Origin of the sequence: Kineothrix sp. MSJ-39 (assembly GCF_018917935.1) — a bacterium.
In the GTDB taxonomy this organism is placed as follows: Bacteria; Bacillota; Clostridia; order Lachnospirales; family Lachnospiraceae; genus CAG-194.
On record NZ_JAHLPN010000026.1, the window covers coordinates 14,003 to 30,050 of the forward strand.

11 protein-coding genes, 1 tRNA gene and 1 other annotated feature are annotated in these 16,048 nt (G+C 45.8%); of the genes, 2 read left to right on the top strand and 10 right to left on the bottom strand.

Annotated features, from left to right (window positions below; all coding sequences use genetic code 11):
- Positions 1–21: 21 nt before the first annotated feature.
- Both KQI22_RS12795 and KQI22_RS12800 read right to left on the bottom strand, forming a co-directional pair.
- Positions 22–2,898 carry a hypothetical protein gene (locus KQI22_RS12795; protein ID WP_216552970.1) on the bottom strand — a complete coding sequence of 959 codons (2,877 nt, stop codon included), beginning with the start codon at positions 2,896–2,898 and terminating at the stop codon, positions 22–24.
- Positions 2,895–4,436 (bottom strand): response regulator, encoded by a 1,542-nt coding sequence (locus KQI22_RS12800; RefSeq protein WP_216552972.1) that lies wholly within the window; start codon positions 4,434–4,436, stop codon positions 2,895–2,897. The genes KQI22_RS12795 and KQI22_RS12800 overlap by 4 nt, the downstream gene beginning before the upstream one ends.
- A 153-nt stretch (positions 4,437–4,589) precedes the next feature.
- Here KQI22_RS12800 and KQI22_RS12805 point away from each other — a divergent pair.
- Positions 4,590–4,661 (top strand) — tRNA-Thr (locus KQI22_RS12805).
- Positions 4,662–4,752: 91 nt separating this feature from the next.
- On the opposite strand, the gene KQI22_RS12810 is transcribed toward KQI22_RS12805, so the two are convergent.
- The 6 genes from KQI22_RS12810 to epsC form a co-directional block, all read right to left on the bottom strand.
- Positions 4,753–5,067, bottom strand: coding sequence for a hypothetical protein (locus KQI22_RS12810; RefSeq protein ID WP_022004221.1), 315 nt, complete (start codon positions 5,065–5,067; stop codon positions 4,753–4,755).
- A 157-nt stretch (positions 5,068–5,224) separates the two neighbouring features.
- Positions 5,225–5,842, bottom strand: a complete 618-nt coding sequence (gene sigH, locus KQI22_RS12815) for an RNA polymerase sporulation sigma factor SigH (protein WP_216552974.1) — start codon at positions 5,840–5,842, stop codon at positions 5,225–5,227.
- An 18-nt stretch (positions 5,843–5,860) separates the two neighbouring features.
- On the bottom strand, positions 5,861–6,610 hold the full coding sequence (gene rlmB / locus KQI22_RS12820) for a 23S rRNA (guanosine(2251)-2'-O)-methyltransferase RlmB (protein WP_216552975.1): 750 nt from the start codon (positions 6,608–6,610) through the stop codon (positions 5,861–5,863).
- A gap of 45 nt (positions 6,611–6,655) precedes the next feature.
- Positions 6,656–7,096: a Mini-ribonuclease 3 gene (locus KQI22_RS12825; protein WP_216552978.1), complete on the bottom strand. Its 441-nt coding sequence runs from the start codon at positions 7,094–7,096 to the stop codon at positions 6,656–6,658.
- Complete coding sequence (cysS, locus tag KQI22_RS12830) at positions 7,081–8,490, bottom strand: cysteine--tRNA ligase (RefSeq protein ID WP_216552980.1); 1,410 nt, start codon at positions 8,488–8,490, stop codon at positions 7,081–7,083. The genes KQI22_RS12825 and cysS overlap by 16 nt, the downstream gene beginning before the upstream one ends.
- Positions 8,477–9,160 (bottom strand): serine O-acetyltransferase EpsC, encoded by a 684-nt coding sequence (gene epsC / locus KQI22_RS12835; RefSeq protein ID WP_216552982.1) that lies wholly within the window; start codon positions 9,158–9,160, stop codon positions 8,477–8,479. The genes cysS and epsC overlap by 14 nt, the downstream gene beginning before the upstream one ends.
- 43 nt (positions 9,161–9,203) lie before the next feature.
- Positions 9,204–9,423, bottom strand: a binding site (T-box leader).
- Between the two features lie 104 nt (positions 9,424–9,527).
- Between epsC and KQI22_RS12840 the strand changes: the two genes are divergently transcribed.
- Entirely contained in the window at positions 9,528–10,463 is a 936-nt protein-coding gene (locus KQI22_RS12840; protein ID WP_216552984.1) for an ion transporter, read from the top strand.
- A gap of 48 nt (positions 10,464–10,511) precedes the next feature.
- Here KQI22_RS12840 and KQI22_RS12845 read toward each other — a convergent pair whose 3' ends face one another.
- Complete coding sequence (locus KQI22_RS12845) at positions 10,512–11,900, bottom strand: alanine/glycine:cation symporter family protein (RefSeq protein WP_216552986.1); 1,389 nt, start codon at positions 11,898–11,900, stop codon at positions 10,512–10,514.
- A gap of 76 nt (positions 11,901–11,976) precedes the next feature.
- Positions 11,977–15,840, bottom strand: a complete 3,864-nt coding sequence (locus tag KQI22_RS12850; RefSeq protein ID WP_330623379.1) for an ATP-binding protein — start codon at positions 15,838–15,840, stop codon at positions 11,977–11,979.
- Between the last annotated feature and the right edge of the window lie 208 nt (positions 15,841–16,048).

Sequence of the window (16,048 nt, forward strand, 5' to 3'; positions counted from 1 at the left end):
ATCTCGTCTCTGTTTTACATCTTATTGTATTTTATAGAACCTGCAGTGTAGCTGCGTCTCATCCACATCTGCCAGCTTCTTTGGCAGTGTGATATGCATTCTCTCTACCACCTTCTCACAGGTGAAATACGGGCTTGTACAAAGCGGTAACAGCACACTGTCCGCCATCGTGTAGGTAAAATGTGCACTGCCCTCTGCTGATACCTCCGTCTCGAAGGAAAGCTCTGCCTGTCCTGCAGAGGTCTGTCCTGCAGTTTTCTCCTCTGCCGTATCTACACTCGCATCCGGCAGATCAATAGATGCATCGCAGTCTATCTGCAAAAGGTCAATATCCATTCCCGTGATCGCCTGATCAAAGACAAGATCAAATCCTGCATCTGTCCGCTCGATCCGGTAAGGGATCTGCAACTCCTGTCCTTTCTCTTCTACACCCGCCCAGACCGCAGGAAGCATCTGCAGGCTCGTTTTATGCAGCAGCTGTGCATATGCTTCATAATCTGCCTTCGCTGCCTCTGTATGACTCTCTCCGCGCAGCAGATAGATCACATTTTCATATTTATACGGTACGTAATCCTGCTCCATCAGATAATCATACAGCAAAATGCTCCTGTCACTGAAAGTTGCCTCATCAAACTGGATATACGGAGCAAGCAGAATCAGATCCGGCAGATTTTCGGAAAGTTGTGCGATCGCCTTTTCCTGCATGGTGCGGTTACTGATATTATAAACGGATGTAAACGTGAAAAAGCATTCCCTGTCAAATAAAACCGCATTGGCAACTGCATTTGTCGCATCCAACCATGTTTTTCCTGCTGTCACATCTGCCTGTAATACCGTTCCGATATTTTGCAGGCTCTGCAGGGTATTTCCCTGTACAAATCCTGTTCCCATATTGGGTATTCCTGCATCTGTTACATAAACAACCGGATCTTCGATCTTTTTTCCGCCGATCGTCATTTCCACAGATGCGGGAACCTCTTTGATCAGGCAGAGACTGTCCGCCGTTGCAAGCGGTGCATCCTGACTCAGCCATAACATCAAAGAGCCAAGAGTCAGTATCATAAGCCACTTTTTATGCTCATATAAAAGGACTGCCGCTGTCAGAATACCGAAAAAAATCGTCAAAACCAAAGCTCTGCCGCCTTCGTCAAAACGGACAAACGCGTAATTTATCAAAACAAGATAACATATCAACAATGTTATAAACTGTCCCGCTGCACTTTTCTCTTTCTTCAAAGCGAAATACAGACACAAGAGAAGTGGCAGCAGGAAGCCGAATGTTCCGATAAAGAAGGTTCCATGGTTTCCTGTGAATCCCGGCAGAAGATACTCTGCTGCTTCTGACACATCTTCAAACATTGCCATGCCATTCACGTACAGCGTCGTTCCGGTATTGTCCTTTAAATAGATCACGATCTGTAAAAACAATGGAATAAAAGCGATACCAAATGCGATCAATAGAAGCCAGCGCACAATCATCCCCGGTCTGTGCAGGATTTCTTTGCAGTTCTCCCCCAGCTTTGGGATGCTTCTGCATAAGACAAGCGGCAGAAATGCCAGTGCCGCGGTTCCACCGATCGATGCATTCCATGCAATTGCAAAGATGGAAAGGAGTACCCATGCATACAGAAAATCAAGTTTCTGCAGCTTTTTACTAAACAAAACCAAAAACAGAATAAATAAAAACAAATACCGCATTCCCGCTGTTCTGACCAGAAACGGCATAAATAACCAGACAAGCAATATACCTGCCCTATGCTCCATAAAATAATAGATCACAAGTGCCAGCAAAAATGCCATGGCAAGATCCCCAACTATTTTCGCTGCATTCAGGGAAAGATACGAACCATCAAAAAACAGATAATCGATCAGGCCGTAATAATAGTCGCAAAGCCCGTGAATCGGAATCAGATCCCGATAAGGCAGCTTATGATACGACATCAGCTGCTGCATCGGTAATGTGATCTCACCGTTATGAAAATAATCCATGCTGAGCAGTCCTTCCGGCTGCGTAAAAACACGCAGCATGGCAGCCATAACAAAAGTCGTCGGATAGATCCCGCTTTTCTTTCTACTGCAGAAATACGCCCATACCAGAAGTACCAGTGTCAGCAAAATACAGAAATATTTCCATCTGCCGGAATAAAACAGCTCCATGATCTGCCCGGTCACTTCATATTGATACCGGAAATGCACAAAGGAAAGACAACCAAGCGGCAGTAAGATCTGCAGATATTTCTCAAGCTTTATTTGTTCAAACAATCTGCCAAGCTGTGGCAGCCCGCAAAACAAAAGGAAGAAAACAGCTGTAAGCCCTAATATAACAAGGCTTCCCACCTGCCAGAGCTGTGCGACCCTTACCTTCCACCCTGCTGCCAGAAACAGCACCGTCAATGCACCATATACAAGTGCTGCCCGTCCCATACAGTTTACATAACTTTCTTTGGTACGCCGACAGAGCAGATACCCCAAAAGAAGCACCACATAAAGCGCTGCATACTGCCACATATACTTCTGCTGCGTCAGTACCATGAGAAGTACAGCCGCATAGCCGATCATAAAACCGTAAACGGCTTTTTCCCTGTCTGTTTTCTCTTCCCTGCCCGTATTCTGCCTTGCAGGCTTCACTTTTAGCAGGATCCATATAAACAGGATAAATAAAAGCGGCAGTCCGATAATTGCGCCCCGGATCAGCCACAGATCCGCCTGTTTGTTATAGCCGGACCAGGTTGTCAGCCCACAAATCAGATCCTTGTAAACTGGAAGCTGATCGTACCAGCCCTTTACAGACAGACTGAAAATGGAAAACAGGGTCAAAACAGCTCCAAGAGCTGCTTCGATCCCTGTCTGTAAATCTAAACTTTTAAACTGCGCAAAAAACTTTTTCATTTTGATCATAAGAACATGCAATGTGCCAGCGCCTGTCGCAGTTCCTCCTCCTTAATCGGTTTTGAGATAACTTCGGAAAATCCGCAGTCATAAAAGATCTGCTTGGACTCCTCCGTAATATTGGATGTCATGACTAAAAGCGGCAGAAGTTCAAAATATGGATCACCAAGCTGCCTGATCTCCTTTGCTGTCTGGATACCGCCCTTAACAGGCATCATATGATCGAGAATCACAAAATCATATTTCCTTGTGCGAAGCTCTTCAATCGCCTCTTCACCACTTTCCACAGTCTTTGCCTGCATACCGTACGATTTCAGAAGAGATGCGACCAACTTACAGTTTGCCGTACTGTCATCCACCACAAGTGCTTTCACCTGCTTCGCATAATACAGATTCTGTGCCTTTCTGCGTGAATCTGTGATCAGTTCCTTCTGTTCTTCTCTGTGTTTCTCCTTGATCTCACCAATCGTTTTTTCTTCCTCAACCGTCTGCAGCAGCGAGATCACAAATCTGGTTTGTCTGACCTCTCCACCCACGGTTTTATCCAGGAAGATGCCATTCAGCTTCTGGATCATATTTTTAGCAAGTGCAAAGCCCGGTGCATTTCCATAGCGCAGATCTTCTGTCAGATCCTCACTACAGTCAATTTTGCACACCAGCGTGATATTCTGCCCTTTTCTCGGCAAAATTCCCTTTTCATATGTCACTGTCATTGTAACTGTTCCCTGCTCTGTGAACTGCAGCAGATCACTTAAAACATTGATCATGGCAAGACGGATCTTTTCGGTATCACCGATCAGTACACTGGGCAGATCATAATCCACATGCAACAAAAAGACTTTATCCTTTCCGCGGATCATACTCTGCATTTTCTGATTGACCTCCAGAAACAGCCCCTTTGTATTATAAGGTGCTGCCTGTTCTGCCTCTGCTGCCGGTACAGCTGCCGCTGCAGCTGTCACATAACTGCCATCCTCTCTCTGTTCCAACAAAAAACCTGACAGGATCATATCACGTTCTTTTGTGCAGAGCAGGTACATCAGAAGCATTAAGATCAGATACTCCAGCACGGTTGCAAGCAATTCCTCATAGCTTGTCTGATATGTGTAGCGCAGCGTATGGAGCCTGCTGTCCGTGTGATAATATTTATACAAAAATACAAAAAGCATGGCAAAAAAACAATTTCTTGCCGTATGCACAAATACAGCCTTGTCCGCATACAGAAGACTGACAAGCGGTACGATCACATAAAGCAGTTTTAAGCTGATCACATCATTACAGGCAACCAGACAGACCAGTCCTTCCATAACCGTCAGGCAGACACAGCGGTTTACCGTCTCATTGTAGGAATACCGGCAGACAATCACCGGAGCAACCGATGCCACCAGGATCAATAGACATACTTTAACAAGTGTGCTCTTTTCCAATACAAGCACATCGACCTGCCATGCAATAACCGCCGCAGGGATCAGCATCAGAAATGCCGTGATCAGCTTTCCGAGAATTCCATTGATTCTGCGGTTATTATCTTTTATAAAATCCCTCATATAAAGATGTTGATTCATGTAGTATCCTTCTCCTTATAACCCTCGCATCCATACTTTACATATTCAGAATTTTACCATATTTTACACTGAGAATCCAGTTTTTGTTTGACAAAGAATCTTTTCTTTGATACAATATCGTTCGGTAACAAAAACGCTGATGTGGCTCAGAGGTAGAGCACTTCCTTGGTAAGGAAGGGGTCACGGGTTCAATTCCCGTCATCAGCTTTTTTTATTGCCCGCATTTATTGCAGGATTTGAATTTCTCACAAAAAGGGACGTCATGTACTGACATGACGCCCCTTCTCTCATTTTGCTCTTATTTATCTTTGATATTATTTTCGTAGATCTCGATCTCAATACGGTAAGCATCTCTTTCCAGTTTGAGCTGTTTGATTGCTTCTTCATTTTCCTGGATCTTTGCGTGTGTTTCCTCTAAATGCTTCTTGATCACATCACTGCCGCTGCTCAGCAGATGTTCTGCCAGACACTGACCGTACAGGTCACATTTGATCGCATATTCGGCATTTAAATTCTCCAGCTCTTTGATCTGCTGCTCAAGGTTCTGGAAATTAACCTTTAACTCTTTGTAGATCTTCTCTCTCATTTTAGTATTTGGATCATTTCTCTCCATCTGGAACTCCCTCGCATTCTTTTATACTATGTAACAGCTTTGCTGCTTCTTTTCCTCTTTATCATATATCAATATACCAAATACAGTCAAACCTATTTCCCGTTTTCTCCATTTTTCATGCAGATACGGTCGTTTTTTCGACATATCCGGTCATCCTCTATATGATCACCTTCCGCAGTTTGGATTTCAGCCTGCTCAGCGCATTATCTGTTGATTTTTCATCCCGGCCGAGCACCTTTGCAATCTCTACATAACCCATACCGGTCAGGTACAGATCCAGCACCTGCTTTTCAAAGCTGCTGAGCTGAGACTGTATCATCTGTTCAATATATTCCACATTTTCCCGGTCTATGAACAGTTTTTCCGGATCACTCAGCTGCCCTGACTGCAACATACTTTCCAAAGGCGCATTTCCCTTCTGTTCATCCGTGTGCGCCGACTCTCCCGACAATGATACATAGGTATTGAGGGGCATATGTTTTTTCCGCCCGGATGCCTGCACCGCCGTATACATCTGTCTGGAAATACAAAGCGTGGCAAAGGTCGAAAAGCCGGCATCCCTGCCAAAATCGTAATCTCTGACAGCCTTAAACAGACCGATCATGCCCTCCTGGATCAGGTCTTCTGTATCACCGCCCAGAATATACATGGATTTTGCCTTGTCCCTGACAAGATTTTTGTATTTATCCATCAGATAATCCATGACCTCCTGCTCCCCTTCACGCAGTCGTATGATCAGTTCTTCATCCGAACAATCCTTCCATCTTTCCTGCATCTGTTACCTCATTTTTGTCTATTTCTTTGCCTGCATTCTCTGTCTGACAACCTCATAGGCAAGTACGCCCGCTGCCACAGAAGCATTCAGGGAATCAATGTCTCCCTGCATGGGGATCCGCGCCACAAGATCGCATTTGGACTTCACAAGGCGTCCGACGCCTTCGCCCTCATTTCCGATCACCAGTCCGATCGGTCCGGTCAGATTCTGTTTGTACATGATCTCGCCGTCCATATCCGCACAGACAAACCAGAGTCCCTCTTTTTTCAGTTCCTCGATTGTCTGGGAAAGATTGGTAACCTTTGCAACCGGCGTATAATTCAGTGCGCCTGCAGATGCTTTTGCAACAGTCGCGGTCAGACCGACTGCCCGGTTCTTTGGAATGATCACACCGTGTGCGCCTGCCAGATTGGCTGTTCTGATGATCGCGCCGAGATTGTGCGGATCCTCAATATTATCCAGAATAAAGATAAAAGGATCTTCTCCCTTTTCTTTTGCTTTCTCCAGAATATCGGAAACCTCCGCATATTCATAGGCTGCAGCATAGGCGATGACCCCCTGATGCTTGCCTGTTTCGGACATCTGGTCAAGACGTTCCTTTGTCACATACTTGATCATGACATCTTTTTTCTTTGCTTCCCTGCGGATGGTCACCATCGGCCCATCCTGACAGCCGTCCAGAATAAACACCTTATCGATCGGCTTGCCGCTGCGAAATGCTTCTATGACAGCATTTCTGCCTTCTATCGTAAATTCTTCGTATCGCATCTTTTCCTCATTTCTGCCCGGTTTCCCGGTCGCTTTCTTTTGCCGTCAGATTTCTTTTCCGATCAGCGTAAGCCCTTTCTTTACAAGAAAAAGCAGCCTGTCTGTCTGTTCCGTCAAATATAAATAGCCCATCAGTGCCTCAAATCCGGTCGCTTTTCGGTAAGCAACGACGGAGGCATTTTTTGCCGTATGCGAGGTCTTGGCATTTCTGCCCCTTCTGTATACACCGGCTTCTTCTTCCGTCAGCTCCGGCAGAAGTGCTTCGATCATCTCTGCCTGTGCATCCGCTTTTACCACCGCGCTTTTGATCTTATGTAAACTGTTGGCATCACGATTGCATCGTTCCACCAGAACAGTTCTGATCACAAGATCATACACACAGTCTCCCAGGAAGGCAAGTGTGATCGGTGAATAGGTTCTGATATCCATTTCTTTACAGGCAAATGTTTCCTTGATCTGCGAAAGCAGACTTATGCTCTCTTCCATTTTACTCCTTCTCTGGTATCCTCTAACACGATACCCTTCTCCAGCAGCTGGTTACGGATCTCGTCTGCACGTGCAAAGTTCTTCTGCTTTCTGGCATCCTGTCTTTCCTGGATCAGCTTTTCGATATCTGCATCGAGAAGCTCCTGCTTCGGCTCAATGATCAGACCGCAGATGTCTGTCAGCATCTTCAGTTCTTCGTACAGATTCTGTAAATATGCCTTGGAGCTTTCCTCTCCTGTATTGGAATTGATGAATTTGACAAGCTCGAAGATAACGGAAATGGCATCTGCCGTATTGAAGTCGTCATCCATTGCTTCATCAAAACGGTTTACATAAGTTATAGCCTGCTCATAGAGCCTGCCCTCTTCTTCTGTCATATGACTGTTTGCCGCATGCTCTAATCTGTACTGCAGGTTCTGGGCACAGGTCAGGATTCTTTCCAGTCCGTTCTTGGCAGCTTCCATCAGCTCGGCACTGAAGTTCAGCGGACTTCTGTAGTGTGCGGACAGCATAAAGAAGCGAAGCACCTGCAGATCATATTTTTCGCTGATATCACGTACGGTAAAGAAGTTACCGAGTGATTTACTCATCTTCTTATTGTCAATGTTCAGGAACGCATTATGCATCCAGTATCTTGCAAAAATCTTGCCGTTGCATGCCTCAGACTGTGCGATCTCATTTTCATGATGTGGGAAGATCAGGTCTTCACCGCCTGCATGGATATCGATCTCATCACCGAGGTATTTTTTGCTCATAACAGAGCATTCGATATGCCAGCCCGGACGACCGTTGCACCATGGAGATTCCCAGTAAGGCTCTCCGTCTTTTTTCGGTTTCCATAATACAAAGTCAAGCGGATCTTCCTTCTGATCCTCACCGGATACGAGAAGGCTTCTGTTGCCGCCTCTTAAATCGTCGATATTTTTATGGGAAAGCTTTCCGTAATCCTTGAAACTTCTTGTTCTGTAATAAACGGTTCCGTCTGCTGCCACATAAGCATGCCCTTTATCGATCAAAGTCTTTATCATATCGATCATGCCATCAATTTCCTGTGTAGCAAGCGGATGTGTGGTGGCAGGTTTTACGTTCATGGCTGCCATATCTTTTTTACATTCAGCGATATAACGCCGGCTGATCACGGAGGCATCTACCCCTTCCTCGATCGCTGCCTTGATGATCTTGTCATCCACATCTGTAAAGTTGGATACATAATTGACTTCATAGCCCTTATGCTCCATATAACGGCGTACCGTGTCAAATACGATCATCGGACGTGCATTTCCGATATGGATCAGATTGTATACGGTAGGACCGCAGACATACATACGCACCTTTCCTTCCTCGATCGGTACAAATTCCTGTTTTGTTTTTGTAAGCGTATTATAAATCCTCATGTGTAACTCCTTTCCTGAGTGCTTTGATTTCATTTTCCATTTCGATAAGTTTGTTGGTCAGTGCGATATTACTCTGTCTGAGCATAGACAGATCTTCCTTGACCGGATCCGGCAGATGTACCTGATCCATTTCTTCCTGCGGCAGGGAAACATTATTCCGTTTGACCACTCTGCCCGGAACACCGACTACCGTCGAATTCGGCGGTACAGGCTCTAAAACGACACTACCTGCGCCGATCTTGGAATTGTCTCCGATCGTAAAGGAACCGAGCACCTTTGCGCCCGCACTGATCATGACGTTATTGCCGACCGTCGGATGTCTTTTTCCCTGTTCCTTACCGGTTCCGCCCAGCGTCACGCCCTGATACAGCGTCACATTATCGCCGATGATCGCTGTCTCTCCAATGATCACGCCGTTTCCATGGTCGATAAACAGACCCTTACCGATCTGCGCGCCCGGATGGATCTCGATGCCGGTTTTTCGAACGCCTCTCTGGGACACCCATCTTGCCCAGAAATAATGCCTGTTTAAATACAGCTTATGCGCAATACGGTAGTGTAGCATAACTTTAAAACTCGGATACAGAAATACTTCCATATTAGAGTGGATCGCCGGATCTCTTTCCCGGATGATCCGGATCTCTTCCTTTATATTTTTAATAAAACCCATGGTAACACCTTCCTCACTACAAAACGCCTCTATATATTTAATATATAGAGACGTTTCACCGCGGTTCCACTCTACTGAAGGAATGATAAGATCATTCCAGCCCTTGTGCATCTTTAACGCAGATGATACGTGCCCGCTTACTAAATTCAGCGGGCAGGCTCCCGGACGCACTTCTTTACCGCTCATTTGATGAATGCTTTCAGCCGGTGCATCCACTCTCTGACAAATCCGGGGTAAATACTCTTTCCGTTCTACGCCTGTTTCCGTTCTTTCACTCTTCTATTAGGATATGAAATGACATGCATTTTGTCAAGTGTCTGTTTTCATGCTACAATAGAGTATATCAGGTTTTCAGAAAGGACATGCCATGAAACGGAAAATCTTTAATATTATACAGATCGGCGATAAAAGTAACCGGATCAGCCGCTTATTCGATATCTTTATCACGATCACGATCTTTTGCAATATTGCCGTTACTTTTTTACAGACCTTTGATCAGTTTGCGGCATTTTCAGGTATTTTCAAAGTTGTGGAGTACACCACGCTTTTTATCTTCTGCATCGAATACATTCTGCGGATCTGGACAAGTGAACTGCTTTATCCGATGCCGCATAAATGGCAGTCTGTGCTGCGCTTTTTATTTTCTTTTGACGGTATCATTGATTTTTTGACGATCGTTCCGGTCTTCTTCCTGTCCGGTTTCGTCATTTTCCGCATGCTGCGTGTTGCACGGATCTTTCATCTGTTCCGGCTCAACGCCAAATACGACTCCTTCAATGTCATTACGACCGTCCTGTATGAAAAGCGGAATCAGATCATTTCTTCCGTCTTTATCGTATTTATCCTGATGCTTGCCAGCAGCCTCTGCATGTACAGCGTCGAGCATGAAGCACAGCCCACTGTTTTCCGCAATGCTTTCAGTGGCATCTGGTGGAGTATGTCAACGCTTCTGACCGTGGGCTACGGAGATATTTATCCGATCACAACCTTAGGCCGTGTCATGGCGATCTGTATTGCCTACCTCGGCGTCGGTGCAGTTGCGATCCCGACCGGTATTATCAGTGCCGGTTTTGTGGAACAGTACCAGCGAAAGAGCGGCATTTTAGATTACCGCCGTGCGGATATCCATGAAATTGCAGAGCTGTTTGTCGACAAACGCTATGCAGGAAAGACGGTCGAGGAGCTCGAGGAGACCGAACAGTTTACCGTCTATCTGCTTCTTAGGGACGGGCTTTCCGTTCTGCCACAGAAGGATCTGATCTTAAAACAGAACGATATCATTATTATACGCGGCAATAAATAATATACAGCCCATCTGCTTTGCAAATGGGCTGTAATTATATTCTGTATTTTATTGTTCTTTCTGGAAATATTCTTTTACCAGTTTCACAACCACACCGGACAGCAGGAATACTGCGATCAGGTTCGGAATGACCATCAGTCCGTTAAAGGTTTCTGCAATACTCCACATCAGCCCGAGATTCATTGTTGCGCCAACAATTGCTACCAGTGCATACAACACCATAAACGGCTTGTTGGCACGTTCACCCAGTAAAAACTCCGCACATCTTGTACCATACAGTCCCCAGCCAATGATCGTTGAGAATGCAAAACAGCACATGGCAACTGCTGTGAAAATGGATACCCAGTTTCCATAGGTCGCGGTAAAGCCGCTGATCGTCAGCTCTGCGCCTGCTGCGCTGCCATAGCCGACCGGAACACCGCTGCACAAGATCACGAGTGCTGTCAGTGTACAGATCACGATCGTATCCACAAATACTTCAAAAATACCGAAGAAGCCCTGTTTGACCGGCTTTCTCGTATCCGCACAGGCATGTGCGATCGAACCGGTTCCAAGACCTGCCTCATTGGAGAATATACCACGGGAAACACCCTTTTTCATACTCATAAAGAAGCTGCCGACTGCACCGCCCGTTACAGCTGAAGGACGGAATGCACCTTCAAAGATCATACCGAATACCGCCGGAAGCGATTTAAAATGAATGGCCACAACACCAATGGCTAAAATGATATACATAACTGCCATAAACGGAACCAGTTTTTCCGTCACCTGCCCGATCCGTTTAATCCCACCGATCAGGATCAGCCCGATCAGGATTGCAAGGACAATGCCAAGGATCAGATTCAGTGTGCCCGCACCACCTTCCGGCAGAATGCCATAGCTGTACAGCGCGGAATCGATCGCCGTTGTGATCGTATTGACCTGTGTCGCATTTCCGGTACCGAATACGGTCAGGACACCAAATGCGGAAAACAGATATGCCAGCCAGCGCCAGTTCCTGCTCAGACCGTTTTTGATGTAATACATAGGGCCGCCGACCAGATCGCCTTTTTTATTGGTTTCACGGAAATGAACGGCAAGAGTTACCTCCGAAAACTTGGTACACATACCAAGCAGAGCTGAGATCCACATCCAGAACACAGCACCCGGTCCGCCGATGGCGATCGCACCTGCCACACCTGCGACATTACCGGTTCCGACTGTCGCCGCCAGCGCCGTACAGACTGCCTGAAACGGTGTCAGGGCTCCATCGGATGCTTCTCTCTTTTTCAGCATACGCCCGATCGTTACCTTCATGGCATACGGGAATTTACGGATCTGGATGAATCTGGTGCGGATACTCAGAAACAGTCCGACACCGATGATACAGATCATGGCGGGAACACCCCAGATAAAATTATTGACTACACTATTGACTTGATCGATTACTTCTAACATGTACTTTTCCTTACCTTTGTTTTCTTTGGCTTTTAAGCGCCACTTTTCCCATTATAACAGATATTGCTTCCTGCTGTCATACTTTTTTATTACCTGACCGTTTTTGCCAGATTTTGTTGAGCATCTCTTCCAGTTTCTTCATATCAACCGGTTTTGACATATGGCCGTTCATACCGCTTTCCAACGAACGTTTCACATCCTCTTCAAACGCATTTGCACTCATGGCGATGATCGGGATTTCTTTGCAGTCAGCTCTGTCAAGTGCCCTGATCTGTTTTGTTGCCTCCAATCCGTTCATAACAGGCATCTGGATATCCATCAGGATCAGGTCATAACTGCCGGGGGCTGCATCCTGCATACACTGCAGCGCGGCTGCTCCGTTTTCCGCAGCCTCCACGATAACACCATAATCTTCCAGAATTGTCCGGATGATCTCCATATTCAGTGCATTATCCTCTGCCACCAGTACGTGCATTCCGTCAAAGGAGAATTTTTGCTCAGTCTGTTCCTCCTGCTCTGCTTCCACCTGTACTGCCTGCAGTTTTAACGTAAAGCTGAAAATACTGCCTTCTCCCGGACTGCTTTCCAGATGGATCTCAGAATCCATCATATGTACCAGTCTGTTACAGATTGCAAGTCCCAGGCCGGTTCCCTGCTTTCTTGCCTGCTCCGAAGTATCTGCCTGCTCAAATTGCTGGAAAATCAGCTTCTGCTTCTCTTTCGGAATTCCTATTCCGTTATCCTGTACGGAAAAAGCCAGTAAGGAAGTACCGTCCGTCTGCTCCGTTTCCGTCACCGTCAGTACAACATGTCCGTTCTGCCCCGAATATTTCATTGCATTGCTCAGCAGATTGACAAGGATCTGATTGATCCTGAGTTCATCACAGAGAAACCATTCGTGCTGCAGATTTGTTTTTTGTTCAAACACAATATTCTTTTCTGCGATTTTCACATCCAGAAGTGCCCGAAGTTCTCCGATCCGTTTTGCCAGATTGCATTTTTCCTCCACCAGATGCATCTTTCCGCTTTCAATCTTTGACATATCCAGAATATCATTCAGAAGACCAAGCAGATAATTGGAAGAACTTTCTATTTTCTTCAGACAGTTCAGTCTCTCTTCTTCTGTCTGATCCTGTCGCAGTGCAATATTCGTCATACCGATAATGCCATTCATCGGTGTACGGATCTCATGCGACATTCTGGCAAGAAATTCTGATTTTGCCTGCGCCGACTGATCATGTCTCTGCAGATTGATCCGGTTCTGGATGACCGTTGCCACCTCTTCCAGATGCTTATGTGCCACTTCGTCTTCCATTGCTCTTCTGCCAATTCCCATGATCAGAATACTGCCAGCATATTGACCGTTATCCTTCATATGAAATACAACGCCCTGCTCTTCTGTGATAAAAGCGCCCCAGATCGGATTTTCCCGGTCTTTTGGCGTCACAGGAACAATACACTGCATCTTTTCCTTCTCTGCGAAGCGACGATAAGCCCGATCCTGGCAATGAACGATCCCATCCTGCCCTTGCACTGTTTCCACTTCTTTTCTGGCATAAAACAGGGAGTTGACCATATAGTCACTGTTAAAACATGTGATGATCAGATTTGTGATCACGAACTGCTCCTGCATTTTCATCAGCATCATATCCAATATAACGGATACATCGCCGTTCCGGTCAAACAGATTCAGTGCCAGGGAAGAAAGACTCAGCCGTTTCAGGCGGTCATAAGAATCCACCTCTGTAAACGGAAACGGCTCAAACTTCTTTTCCTCTCCGTTCAGTTCCCGGTAATCTATGATCAGCGCTTTGCCGTTTTTTGCTGCACGCAGTGCGATCTTTGCCTTTCTGATCGTATCTTCCAGAGGCAGAACAGCCTCTGTCTGCAACATGCCGCATTTAAATCGCAGTTCCAGATGATCCTCATCCGTAAATCCGGCAAACTCCCCTTGTACTGTACGCAAATAATTTCTTGCCTTTGCCATATTCACCTTTGGCAGCCATAGCAGAAGCTGGTCACCGCCCGCACGGACATACACAGGATGCTCCACATCCTGTTCCATACACTTTCTGATCAGAAGTCTTGCCAGCTGCTCCAGTACAATATCCCCGAATACCAGACCATACTGCTCATTGATATGCGTAAAATGCTCAATGTCCAGCAAAAGCAGGACTCCTGCCGGCTCTTCTTCTGCATTTTTAGCAATCTGATCCAGGCCATAGGATAACCTGCAAAATGCCGTGACCGGATCAAAAAACTGTTCATTTTCCTGTGCCTGCTGCAGCATCTTTCTCTGTTGGATATTGTGCAGACATCCAACGATCTTGACAGAATCTCCGTTTTCATCCTGTACAACGCTGGCGGTCATGCTGTACCAGATATACATCTCTGTTTCCAGATCTTTCAGTCTGAATTCCACATTGATCTCTTTTGGAGCAGACTGCATCAGTTCCAGCACTTTTCCTCTGTCCGCCGGATAGATGTTTGCACTGTCGATCAGGGCAGGATACTCTTTGCAGTCCCAGATACCGTCTTTCCCGCGGCTGTTTACAATCTCCAGTCTGTTTTCCTCGTTCCAGAATGTAAAAAATACATCCTGTGAGCTTTCCACCGCAATACGGTAACGTTCCTTCTCTTCTAACAGAGCCACTTCTGTCTGCTTTTGTGTATCTGTCAGATTCTCGATAACATCATGCAGCTCGTCAATCTCTGTTATGCCGGATGCTTTAAAATGACGGATGCCTTCCAGACCGCCACGCACACTTTCCATCAGTCTGAAAACCGGCTTTGTGACATCACGCACCAGAATATAAACCAGCACAACTGCCAGTATCACTGTAACAAGTACTGCAAGGAGCATCTTCTGATACACGTCCCTTGCTGTTCCATAAATGGAATTTTCCGTAATAAAACCACAAAGCACCCAGTCCGTATCCTCATAAGGTACATTGTTGCTGTAAAGACTCAACGGCTTTACGATCGCATAGATCTGCTGTTTTCCCAGCCAGGCATCCGAAACCCTGTAAAGTTCTGCATTATCCGTTTTCTCACAGGTCAGAAGCTGTCCCTTTCGTAAAACTGCTTCGTATAAACTGCCCTTTCCCGTGAGCTGCTCATACATACCGTTCCCTTTTGCAACTGCGATCGCATATCCTGCATTTAATGTGCTGTCCAGATCTTTAACGGAGAAATAGTTACTGAGATATCTGACCGATATTTCCACACCCAGCACACCATATACCGTTCCCTGATATACAAGTGGCACCGAATAGGAAATCATCTGATGGTTGTCCATATAGTGGTCTTCCAGAATATATGGTTTCGCCCAGTAGCCAAGCTGGACGGGATCTACATCCGGATGCTCTGTGGCAGCCAGATAAGGCTGGTAAAAGAAAGAATCACTCGCCCGGTTACCGTTTCCCAGCAGCGAAAAATCGGTTGTCCACGCACTGTCCAGAGAAATGTTCATCTTTTGGGAAAGCTGTTTACTGCCTCTTTCCAGTAACAGGTCAGTATTACTTTTTGCCACCGTATCCGGATCGGAATCACGCAGAAAGAAACCGTTATACTGCGCCTTTTCATCCACATTGCTGTCGTTAGCAAGTACGAGGAATAAACCTGTCGTCAGATTATACTGCAACGTATTCACCATATCCGGAAAAACAGCCGCAAGGTAATTCTGCTGCATTTGTCCGTCTGTCATAAACTGTTTGATATCTATGTTATTTTTATCCAGAAATGAAGCCAGTTTCAGATTCAGCGAATCGCCCTGTTTATAGACAGAACGCCATTTTTCGATCATATCATTCTGTAGAACAACCTGTCTGTTTTCTACCAGATGGCTATCCATACTGATCGTATTGTTTTCCATATTGGTCTTGATGCCGGTAAGTGACAACGTCATAAAAGGAACCATACCCTGAATCAGTACGATCACCAATATCGGAAATAAAAATATGTTAAGTAAGGAGTGTGTGAATAAAACTCTGTAAATGTAATCTTCTATGATAATGATTGGGCTGAAGGCTCTCAAATGAGCATTCAGCCCTTGCTTTATATATAACAGTGTCGATTCGAGCATGTCAAGAGCAGGCGAAAATTTCCGCCTGTAAAACAAGCTTTAAAGTTACTATTCGGGCAATCGG

What these genes read in the sequence shown, in the direction of transcription:
- KQI22_RS12840 (WP_216552984.1), top strand. Translation starts at nt 9,528, where the DNA reads ATGAAACGGAAAATCTTTAATATTATACAGATCGGCGATAAAAGTAAC.
- epsC (WP_216552982.1), bottom strand. Translation starts at nt 9,160, where the DNA reads ATGGGTTTTATTAAAAATATAAAGGAAGAGATCCGGATCATCCGGGAA.
- KQI22_RS12800 (WP_216552972.1), bottom strand. Translation starts at nt 4,436, where the DNA reads ATGAGGGATTTTATAAAAGATAATAACCGCAGAATCAATGGAATTCTC.
- cysS (WP_216552980.1), bottom strand. Translation starts at nt 8,490, where the DNA reads ATGAGGATTTATAATACGCTTACAAAAACAAAACAGGAATTTGTACCG.
- KQI22_RS12795 (WP_216552970.1), bottom strand. Translation starts at nt 2,898, where the DNA reads ATGATCAAAATGAAAAAGTTTTTTGCGCAGTTTAAAAGTTTAGATTTA.
- KQI22_RS12810 (WP_022004221.1), bottom strand. Translation starts at nt 5,067, where the DNA reads ATGGAGAGAAATGATCCAAATACTAAAATGAGAGAGAAGATCTACAAA.
- sigH (WP_216552974.1), bottom strand. Translation starts at nt 5,842, where the DNA reads ATGCAGGAAAGATGGAAGGATTGTTCGGATGAAGAACTGATCATACGA.
- rlmB (WP_216552975.1), bottom strand. Translation starts at nt 6,610, where the DNA reads ATGCGATACGAAGAATTTACGATAGAAGGCAGAAATGCTGTCATAGAA.
- KQI22_RS12845 (WP_216552986.1), bottom strand. Translation starts at nt 11,900, where the DNA reads ATGTTAGAAGTAATCGATCAAGTCAATAGTGTAGTCAATAATTTTATC.
- KQI22_RS12825 (WP_216552978.1), bottom strand. Translation starts at nt 7,096, where the DNA reads ATGGAAGAGAGCATAAGTCTGCTTTCGCAGATCAAGGAAACATTTGCC.